The sequence below is a fragment of the Streptomyces alkaliterrae genome (assembly GCF_007097205.2).
Classification (GTDB): Bacteria; Actinomycetota; Actinomycetes; order Streptomycetales; family Streptomycetaceae; genus Streptomyces; species Streptomyces alkaliterrae.
In genome coordinates this window covers 1-8834 of record NZ_VJYK02000232.1, presented here as the reverse complement: position 1 = coordinate 8834, position 8834 = coordinate 1, and the positions used below count along the sequence as shown (strand labels likewise).

Below are 8834 nucleotides of genomic sequence, written 5' to 3'. Positions count from 1 at the left end.
CTCGGTGGGCTCGGAGAGTTGTATAAGAGACAGGCCGAGGAGGCCGACGGCCCCGCGCTCGCCGTACTCGACCGGGAGACCTGGTCGCCGCTGCACGCGGTGACGCCGCCCCCCGAGCCGCCGCACCCGCCGTTCTTCGAGGGGCGGCAGGATCCGGCCGAATTCCTGGTGGCGGAGGTGCCGGACCTGCCGGGGCCGGTCGCGTACCTGAAGCTGGCACCGCCCACGCCGCTGGCCAGCAACAGTCACGTCCTGCAGGTCCAGGGTCTGGCGGTGGCCGTGGCGGCGCGCGGCCGCGGCGTCGCCCGGGCGCTGCTGCGCGCGGCGGCGGAACGAGCGCGTGCGCGGGGCGCGCGACGCGTCACACTGCGGGTGCTCGCCCCGAACGCGCCCGCGCGTGCGCTCTACGCCGCCGAGGGGTACGTGGAGGAGGGCGTGCAGCGCGAGGAGTTCCGGATCGACGGCCGGTACGTGGACGACGTGCTGATGGCGCTCGACCTCACACGGCAGTCCTGACCGCCCGCAGCACGGCGGGCCGGCGCCTCAGGAGGCGCGGAAGCGCTTCCACAGCCGGGGGTAGCGCTGTGCCATCGCCCTGTCGTTCTCGAAGTCCGGCGGGGTGCCGAGCGGTTCGTCCGGCGGGTCGGGCAGCCCGAGGTCCGGCAGCTCGGCGCCGATGAGCTGGTTGTAGGCGTCGTCGGCGGCGAAGCCGATGTCCTCCCCGTCCCCGTCGACGTCCGGCTCGAAGTCCGGCAGCAGGTCGGCGAGGGCGTCCGGATCGTCGTGCAGGGCGCCTTCGAACACGACCCTGCCCTGGCCGATGAGCCAGCAGCGGAAGGAGTCGAAGACGTCGTCGCTGGCGCCGTCCAGCAGCACCCACGCCGCGCCCCACAGATCCCACCGGTAGCTGCGCAGGAAGCGCGCCTCGAAGTGGCGGGCGAAGTCGGTGACCGAGTCGGGGTCGAGCCGCACCAGGCTTTCGACCAGCAGCTCCGCGTGCTCGACGGGGTCGCCTTCGGCCGCCTCGCGGGTGCTGTCGACCAGCTCCCAGAACTCGTCCTCGTGCATCGTCACGGGACCAGCATCGTCCCAGGCCCGCGTGGGCGCACCCGGAGTACTCCAGAAGCTCGACACGCGCGCGGCGAGCCGCGCCGGTGAAGATCGGAACACGCCGGGGAAACCCGACACAGGGTGTCGGGTTTTGGTGTGAGCGTGGCCGTGCCGCAGATCGCGAGTCACGTACACCGAGGAGAGACGATGAGTACGCAGCAGCCGCTCGCCGGTCGGGTCGCACTGGTAGCCGGGGCCACCAGGGGCGCGGGCCGGGCGACGGCCGTGGAGCTGGGCCGGGCCGGCGCCACCGTCTACGCCACCGGACGCACCACCAGGGACCACGTCAGCGAGGTCGGCCGGGCGAGCGAGACGATCGAGGAGACCGCGGAGCTGGTCACCGCCGCCGGCGGCACCGGGATCGCGGTGGCCGTCGACCATCTGGTGCCCGAACAGGTCGCCGGCCTGGTCGACCGCATCGACCGCGAACAGGGCCGACTGGACGTCCTGGTCAACGACATCTGGGGCGGCGACCACCTCGTCGGCTGGGACAAGCGGCTCTGGCAGCACGACCTGGCGGACGGCCTGCGCGCCCTCCGGCTCGGAGTGGAGACGCACCTGGTCACCAGCCACCACGCCCTGCCGCTGCTCGTCCGCGAGCCGGGTGGCCTGGTAGTCGAGGTCACCGACGGCACGAAGGAGTACAACGGCAGCCGGTACCGGGACCCGATGTTCTACGACCTCGCGAAGGTCGCGCCGCAGCGGATCGCCTTCGGGCTGAACCAGGAGCTGAAGGAGTTCGGGGGGACGGCCGTGTGCGTCACCCCCGGCTGGCTGCGTTCGGAGGCGATGCTGGACACCCACTTCAGGGTGACCGAGGAGAACTGGCGGGACGGCGCCCGCACCAACCCCGACTTCCTGATCTCCGAGACGCCCGTCTACCTGGCCCGGGGGCTCGCGCGGCTGGCCGCCGATCCCGAGGTGCGTCGCTTCGGCGGCCGGTGCCTGTCCAGCGCGGATCTGGCCGGGGAGTACGGGGTGACCGACGTGGACGGGTCGACCCCGGACGCCTGGCGGTTCCTGGAGGACCGCGCCGAGGGGCGGGAGGTCGACCCGGCGGACTACCGCTAGGCACACCCCGGCGGACTACCGCTAGGCACCCCGGCGGCCGCCGCCGGGCGACTCGGCGAACTACCGCTGAGCGTCCGCGCCCGCGTCCGGCGGGGTGGCGCGGTACAGCTCGGCGGTCGCGGCGGCGGCCCGCGCGAGGAGCTCGCGCAGGGCCGCCGGTTCCAGCACCTCGCACTCCGGGCCGAGGCCCAGCAACTGGCTGTACGCCACCTCGACGGACTCCACCGGCAGGCGGCAGACCAGCCGCCCCGAGTCGTCGGGTCGCGCGGCGGCCAGTGCCTCGGCGACCACCTCCCGGTTCCCGTGCAGGTGCGGCAGCAGGCGGGCTCCGGCCTCGGTCAGCCGCAGCAGTACGTCGGTGCGCAGGAGTGAGCGGGCGAAGGCGGTGGCGTGGTCGGCCCAGAAGGCGGCCAGGTCGAAGTCCGGATCGCGGTCGAAGCGCCGGTCGCCGGTGGCGAGCCGGGTCAGCCGCTCGACCCGGTAGATCCGGAAGTCCTCCCCGACCCGGGCCGCGAGGTACCAGACGCCCGCCTTGAGGATGAGACCATGGGGGTCGATCTCCCGTTCGACCTCGCGGGTGCCCGCGTCGCCGCGGCGCCCGCGGAGGTAACCGATCGTCACCCGCAGGTCGTCCCACACGGCCTCGGCGAGCGCCGGAAGCAGCGGGGGTGCCTCCGGTTCGCGCCACCAGCTGGGCGCGTCGAGGTGGAAGCGCTGGGCGGCGGTGTCCTGAGCGTCGCTCAGCTCCGGTGAGAGAGCGGCGGTCACCTTCAGCCTGGCCGCCGACGCGGAGTCGGCCAGGCCCAGCTCCCGCAGCGCGCCGGGCACGCCCGAGAGGAACAGCAACTCGGCTTCCGTGCGGCCCATTCCGGTCAACCGCGTCCGGTATCCGCCGATGAGGCGGTACCCGCCGGCACGTCCCCGGTCGGCGTACACCGGGATGCCCGCCTCGGACAGCGCGGCCACGTCCCGTGCCACCGTCCGCTCGGAAACCTCCAGCTCAGCGGCGAGTTCACCGGCCGTCATCGCCCTTCTGTGCTGAAGTAGGAGGACCAGTCTGATGAGCCGGGCGGCGCGCATGACGACATTGTGCCGTGCGTTCGTCTGACGGTCCGTCGTCTCACTGGTTGAGCCAAATGCCGCTCGGGATGTGATGACCGGTCGGCGCTGCTAGCGTGCAGCCACCCCGCAAGTCAGCAAGGATGCGTACATATGGCTACTAAACCCCGCGAACAGTGGGGCACCCGCCTGGGCTTCCTCTTGGCCGCCATCGGTTCGGCCATCGGGCTCGGCAACATCTGGCGCTTCCCCGCCGAGGCCTACCGCAACGGCGGAGGAGCGTTTCTGCTCCCCTATCTGATCGCTCTGATCACCGCCGGTCTACCGCTGCTGATCCTCGAGTACACCATCGGTCGCCGGTTCCGCAAGTCCCCGCCGGCCGCGTTCCGCAAGCTCGCCCGCAAGGCGGAGTTCCTCGGCTGGTGGCAGGTCCTGATCTGCTTTGTGATCGCCACCTACTACGCGGTGATCCTCGCCTGGGCCGTGCGGTACGTCGGCTTCGCGTTCACCGAGAAATGGGGCGACGAGCCCGACGCCTTCCTCTTCGGCGACTTCCTCCAGGTGGGGGACACGCCGGGCGAGTTCGGCGGCTTCGTCGGAGGCGTCTTCTGGCCGCTGCTCGCGGTGTGGGTGGTGACGCTGGGCATCCTCGCGCTCGGCGTGCGGCGCGGCATCGAGTGGGCGAACAAGATCTTCATCCCCACCCTGGTCGTGTTCTTCCTCATCCTGGTGGTGCGGGCGCTCACGCTTGAGGGCGCGAACATCGGTCTGGACGCCTTCTTCACGCCGGACTGGGGTGCGCTGCGGGACGGCAACGTGTGGGTCGCGGCCTACGGGCAGATCTTCTTCTCGCTGTCCATCGGCTTCGGCATCATGATCACGTACGCCTCCTACCTGCGCAGACGGTCCGACCTGACGGGCTCCGCCTTTGTCGCCGGTCTGTCCAACTCCTCGTTCGAACTTCTCGCCGGCATCGGCGTGTTCGCCACGCTGGGCTTCATGACCGCCAGTAGCGGCGTCCCACTCGACGAGTTGGTCTCCAGCGGTCTCGGACTGGCGTTCGTCGCCTTCCCGACGATCATCTCCACCATGCCGGCGGGCGCATTCTTCGGTGTGCTGTTCTTCCTGTCGCTGGTGATCGCCGGCCTCAGCTCGCTGATCAGCATCGTGCAGGTCATCATCTCCGCGGTGATGGACCGCACCGGGATGAGCCGGGTGCAGGCGGTGGTCATCGTCGGCGGTCTGACCGCGCTGACCTCTCTCCTGCTCTTCCCGCGCAGCGGCGGCCTGTACTTCCTGGACGCCTCGGACCGGTTCATCAACCGGTACGGCATCGCGCTGGCCTCGCTGATCGTGCTGATCGTCATCGGCTGGATCCTGCGCAAGCTCGGTGAGCAGCAGGCGGAGGCCGACGCCACCTCGGCGATCATGCTCGGCCGCTGGTGGAAGTTCTGCCTGGCCGTCATCACCCCGGTGGTGCTGGGCATCATGCTCTTCGACGCCCTGCGTCAGGAGCTGGAGTCCAACTACGAGGACTACTCCACCGGCTTCCTCCTGGCCGCCGGCTGGGGCGTGGCGGCCGGCGCCCTGGTGGTCGCCGTGCTGCTCTCGCTCATCCCATGGCGGCGGAACATGGACGAGGACCTGACCGCCCTCCACCTCGACAAGGGGAGTAAGTGATGTCCGCGAGCGCCGTCACGATGATGGTCATCTCGATCGTGCTGATCTGGGGCGGGCTGGCCGCCGCGATCTGGAAGCTGCGCGGCCACCCCGAGGAGGTCGAGCCGCTGGAGGACACCGGCCGCCCGGTCGGCGACTGAACCGACACGGTCACCAAGCGCAAGAGCGCCCCCGGAAGCCTGGCTTCCGGGGGCGCTCCCGTGTGTTCCCGCGGGTCAGCCGATGCCGTACTCGCGGGCGGCGCGGGCGACCGTCTCACGCTTGACCTCGCCCCGGCGGGCGAGCTGCGCCAGCGCGCCGACGACGATCGACTCCGCGTCCACGCCGAAGTGGCGGCGGGCGTTCTCCCGGGTGTCCGAGAGGCCGAAGCCGTCGGTGCCGAGCGAGGAGTAGTCCTGCGGCACCCACTGGCTGATCTGGTCGGGGACCTGACGCATCCAGTCGCTGACCGCCAGTACCGGACCCGGCGCGCCCTCCAGCACCCGGGTCACGTACGGGGTGCGGTCCTCGCCGCGCAGCAGCGCCTCGTCGCACGCCAGGGCGTCCCGGCGCAGCTCGCCCCAGGAGGTGGCCGACCACACGTCGGCGCTCACTCCCCACTCCGTGGCCAGCAGCCGTTGGGCGTCCAGCGCCCAGTGGATCGCGGTGCCGGACGCCAGCAGCTGGACGCGCGGCGCGTCCGAGCCCAGGTGCTCGCCCTCGCGGAACCGGTACAGGCCCCTGACGATGCCCTCCTCGACGCCCTCGGGCATCGCGGGCTGCGGCTTGGGCTCGTTGTAGACGGTGAGGTAGTAGAAGACGTCTCGGTCCTCACCGGTGTCCGGGCCGTACATCCGGCGCAGGCCCTCGCGGACGATGACGCCGATCTCGTAGGCGAACGCGGGGTCGTAGGAGAGTGCGGCCGGGTTGGTCGCGGCGATGAGCGGCGAGTGCCCGTCGGCGTGCTGCAGGCCCTCGCCGGTCAGCGTCGTCCGGCCCGCGGTGGCGCCGATGACAAAGCCGCGCCCCAACTGGTCGGCGAGCGCCCAGAACTGGTCGGCAGTCCGCTGCCAGCCGAACATCGAGTAGAAGATGTAGAACGGGATCATCGGCTCGCCGTGCGTGGCGTACGCCGTGGCGGCGGCGGTGAAGTCCGCCATCGCACCGGCCTCGGTGATGCCCTCGTTGAGGATCTGCCCGTTCCTGGCCTCCTTGTAGTACATCAGCTGGTCGCGGTCGACCGGCTCGTACGTCTGGCCGAGCGGGGAGTATATGCCGGCGGAGGGGAACAGCGCCTCCATGCCGAAGGTCCGCGCCTCGTCGGGCACGATCGGCACCCAGCGGTGACCCGTCTCCTTGTCCCGCATCAGGTCCTTGACCAGGCGGACGAACGCCATCGTGGTGGCGATCTCCTGGCTCCCGGAGCCCTTGGCGAGCGCCGCGAACGGCCGCTCCGCGGGCTCGGGCAGCACCACCTGGTGCACGCGGCGGGCCGGCGCGGGACCGCCGAGGGCCGCGCGGCGCTCCTGGAGGTAGCGGACCTCGGGGGAGTCGGCTCCGGGGTGAGCGTAGGGGACCAGCTCGTCGTCCAGCGCGGAGTCCGGGATCGGCAGCTCCAGCAGGTCCCGCATGGCGCGGAACTCCTTGCCGGAGAGCTTCTTCATCTGGTGGTTGGCGTTGCGGGACTCGAAACCCGGGCCGAGCGTCCAGCCCTTGACGGTCTGCGCGAGGATCACGGTCGGCGCGCCCTTGTGCTCCACCGCCGCGCGGTAGGCCGCGTACACCTTGCGCGGCTCGTGGCCGGCGCGCGAGGTGTGGAAGCACTCCAGGATCTTGTCGTCCGACAGCAGCCGGGCCATCTCGACCAGCGCCGGGTCGGCGCCGAAGAAGTGCTCGCGGATGTACGCCGCGTCGCGGGTGGCGTACGTCTGGAACTGGGCGTCGGGCACTTCGCGCAGGCGGCGCAGCAGCGCGCCCCTGGTGTCCAGCCGCAGCAGCTCGTCCCAGGCCGAACCCCACAGCGACTTCACGACGTTCCAGCCGGCGGCCCGGAACTGGGCCTCCAGCTCCTGGACGATCTTGAAGTTGGCGCGGACCGGGCCGTCGAGGCGCTGGAGGTTGCAGTTGACGACGAACGTCAGGTTGTCCAGGCCCTCACGGCCGGCCAGCGCGAGCGCGGCGGTCGACTCGGGCTCGTCCATCTCGCCGTCCCCGAGGAAGGCCCACACCCGGGAATCCGAGGTGTCCTTGACGCCGCGGTGCTCGAGGTAGCGGTTGAAGCGCGCCTGGTAGACCGCCGACAGCGGGCCGAGGCCCATCGAGACGGTCGGGAACTCCCACATCCACGGCAGCCGCCTGGGGTGCGGGTAGGACGGGATGCCCTGGCCGCCGGCCTCCTGGCGGAAGTTGTCCAGGTGGGACTCGGTGAGCCGGCCGTCGAGGAAGGCGCGGGCGTAGACGCCGGGGGAGGCGTGGCCCTGGATGTAGAGCTGGTCGCCGGAGGCGCCGCCGTCCGCCAGGCCGTCCTTGCCGCGGAAGAAGTGCTGGAAGCCGGTCTCGTAGAGCCAGGCGGCGGAGGCGAAGGTGGCGATGTGGCCGCCGACGCCGAAACGGCTGCCGCGCGTCACCATGGCGGCCGCGTTCCAGCGGTTCCACGCGGTGATGCGGGACTCCATGGCCTCGTCGCCCGGGTAGGCGGGCTCGGCGCCGGTCGGGATGGTGTTGACGTAGTCCGTCTCCAGCAGCGACGGCACCGGCAGGCCGCTGCGCTGGGCGTGCTCGACGGTCCTGCGCACCAGGTAGGAGGCGCGCTGGGGCCCCGCGGCCCGCGCGACCGCGTCCAGGGACTCACGCCACTCGGCGGTCTCCTGCGGGTCGCGGTCCGGGAGCTGGTCCAGCTCGCTCGGGTGGGTCGGTACGGGGTTGGTCATGGGGCCGCCTTCCGGGATGGGGACGGTGGTCGTACGGGGGGTACGTACGGGTGTACGGGGGTGTACGCGTACGGCTGTACGGGACGTACGGGCTGTACGTTTCTGTCGCGGGGCAGGACAGGGGTGAGCCCCGCCGGACGACTGTAAGCACTCGATCGATGATCGATCAAAGGCTGGCGGGCAAAAATCCGTTCGAGCACCAAAAGTCGGCATCCGGTGCCGCGAATCGCGGCACGGAGTGCACGGGCGAAGGGGGCGAAGCGGGCGAATCAGGCGCGCGGCGCGCAGCCCAGTACGTGCGCCTTCACTAGCGCCGCCACGTCCGGATCACGCTCGCGGAAGGCCCGCACGACCGCCTCGTGCTCCTCCGCGTACGACTGCTGCACCGTACCCAGCCAGCGGATCGACAGGGCCGTCCACACCTCGATGCCCAGCGACTCCCAGGTGTGCAGCAGCACGCTGTTACCGGAGGCGCGCACCAGCTCCCGGTGGAACCCGACGGTGTGCCGCACCTGCGCCTCGCCGTCACCGAGGCGGTCCGCCTCGTACAGCGCGGCCACGTGCGGCTCCAGCGCCGAGGTGTCCTCGGCCAGGGCCGGCGCCGCCAGCTCAGCCGCCATCTGCTCCAGACCCGCCCGCACCGGGTAGATCTCTTCCAGATCGGCCGCTGACAGGGCGCGCACCCGCACCCCCTTGTTCGGCACCGACTCGATGAGCCGCAGCGCCTCCAGCTCCCGCAGCGCCTCCCGCACCGGCGTCTGACTGACGGCCAGCTCGGAGGCGATGCGGCGCTCCACGATCCGCTCGCCCGGTTTCCACCGGCCGCTCACGATGCCCTCCACGATGTGCTCGCGGATCTGCTCGCGCAGCGAGTGAACGACGGGCAGGGTCATGCTGTCTCCTCGGTTCTCCGACCCCTCGACAATACGGTGCGCCAGGCGGCGAAGCGGCACCCGGTGCCACCCCGGCCTTTCGGGCCGGACCCTCCCCGCGAAGTGCGCCCCG

General features: G+C 71.4%; 8 protein-coding genes. 4 read left to right on the top strand and 4 right to left on the bottom strand.

All coding sequences use genetic code 11. The features are described 5' to 3' along the window. Positions 1 to 18 precede the first annotated feature (18 nt). Positions 19 to 516, top strand: coding sequence for a GNAT family N-acetyltransferase (locus tag FNX44_RS19535; protein ID WP_143649651.1), 498 nt, complete (start codon positions 19 to 21; stop codon positions 514 to 516). Positions 517 to 543: 27 nt separating this feature from the next. Here the strand turns inward: FNX44_RS19535 and FNX44_RS19530 are convergent, their stop codons facing one another. Continuing rightward, positions 544 to 1068, bottom strand: coding sequence for a DUF4240 domain-containing protein (locus tag FNX44_RS19530; RefSeq protein WP_143649653.1), 525 nt, complete (start codon positions 1066 to 1068; stop codon positions 544 to 546). A gap of 189 nt (positions 1069 to 1257) precedes the next feature. Here FNX44_RS19530 and FNX44_RS19525 point away from each other — a divergent pair, with 189 nt between their 5' ends. Next, complete coding sequence (locus FNX44_RS19525; RefSeq protein ID WP_143649649.1) at positions 1258 to 2181, top strand: SDR family oxidoreductase; 924 nt, start codon at positions 1258 to 1260, stop codon at positions 2179 to 2181. A gap of 60 nt (positions 2182 to 2241) precedes the next feature. Here the strand turns inward: FNX44_RS19525 and FNX44_RS19520 are convergent, their stop codons facing one another. Further along, positions 2242 to 3261, bottom strand: a complete 1020-nt coding sequence (locus FNX44_RS19520) for a helix-turn-helix transcriptional regulator (RefSeq protein ID WP_143649647.1) — start codon at positions 3259 to 3261, stop codon at positions 2242 to 2244. 132 nt (positions 3262 to 3393) lie between these two features. Between FNX44_RS19520 and FNX44_RS19515 the strand changes: the two genes are divergently transcribed. Further along, positions 3394 to 4920, top strand: a complete 1527-nt coding sequence (locus FNX44_RS19515) for a sodium-dependent transporter (RefSeq protein ID WP_143649645.1) — start codon at positions 3394 to 3396, stop codon at positions 4918 to 4920. Then, the gene (locus tag FNX44_RS19510) at positions 4920 to 5060 is read left to right on the top strand and encodes a methionine/alanine import family NSS transporter small subunit (protein WP_143649643.1); all 141 of its coding nucleotides are present in this window, start codon (positions 4920 to 4922) and stop codon (positions 5058 to 5060) included. Before FNX44_RS19515 ends, FNX44_RS19510 begins: the two co-directional genes overlap by 1 nt. Positions 5061 to 5135: 75 nt before the next feature. Here the strand turns inward: FNX44_RS19510 and aceE are convergent, their stop codons facing one another. Further along, on the bottom strand, positions 5136 to 7829 hold the full coding sequence (gene aceE, locus FNX44_RS19505) for a pyruvate dehydrogenase (acetyl-transferring), homodimeric type (protein WP_143649641.1): 2694 nt from the start codon (positions 7827 to 7829) through the stop codon (positions 5136 to 5138). Positions 7830 to 8098: 269 nt separating this feature from the next. Then, on the bottom strand, positions 8099 to 8722 hold the full coding sequence (locus FNX44_RS19500; RefSeq protein WP_143649639.1) for a GntR family transcriptional regulator: 624 nt from the start codon (positions 8720 to 8722) through the stop codon (positions 8099 to 8101). Positions 8723 to 8834: the final 112 nt, after the last annotated feature.

Coding starts and splice junctions, on each gene's coding strand:
- FNX44_RS19525 (WP_143649649.1), top strand. CDS start 1,258: ATGAGTACGCAGCAGCCGCTCGCCGGTCGGGTCGCACTGGTAGCCGGG.
- FNX44_RS19500 (WP_143649639.1), bottom strand. CDS start 8,722: ATGACCCTGCCCGTCGTTCACTCGCTGCGCGAGCAGATCCGCGAGCAC.
- FNX44_RS19530 (WP_143649653.1), bottom strand. CDS start 1,068: ATGCACGAGGACGAGTTCTGGGAGCTGGTCGACAGCACCCGCGAGGCG.
- FNX44_RS19520 (WP_143649647.1), bottom strand. CDS start 3,261: ATGCGCGCCGCCCGGCTCATCAGACTGGTCCTCCTACTTCAGCACAGA.
- aceE (WP_143649641.1), bottom strand. CDS start 7,829: ATGACCAACCCCGTACCGACCCACCCGAGCGAGCTGGACCAGCTCCCG.
- FNX44_RS19515 (WP_143649645.1), top strand. CDS start 3,394: ATGGCTACTAAACCCCGCGAACAGTGGGGCACCCGCCTGGGCTTCCTC.
- FNX44_RS19510 (WP_143649643.1), top strand. CDS start 4,920: ATGTCCGCGAGCGCCGTCACGATGATGGTCATCTCGATCGTGCTGATC.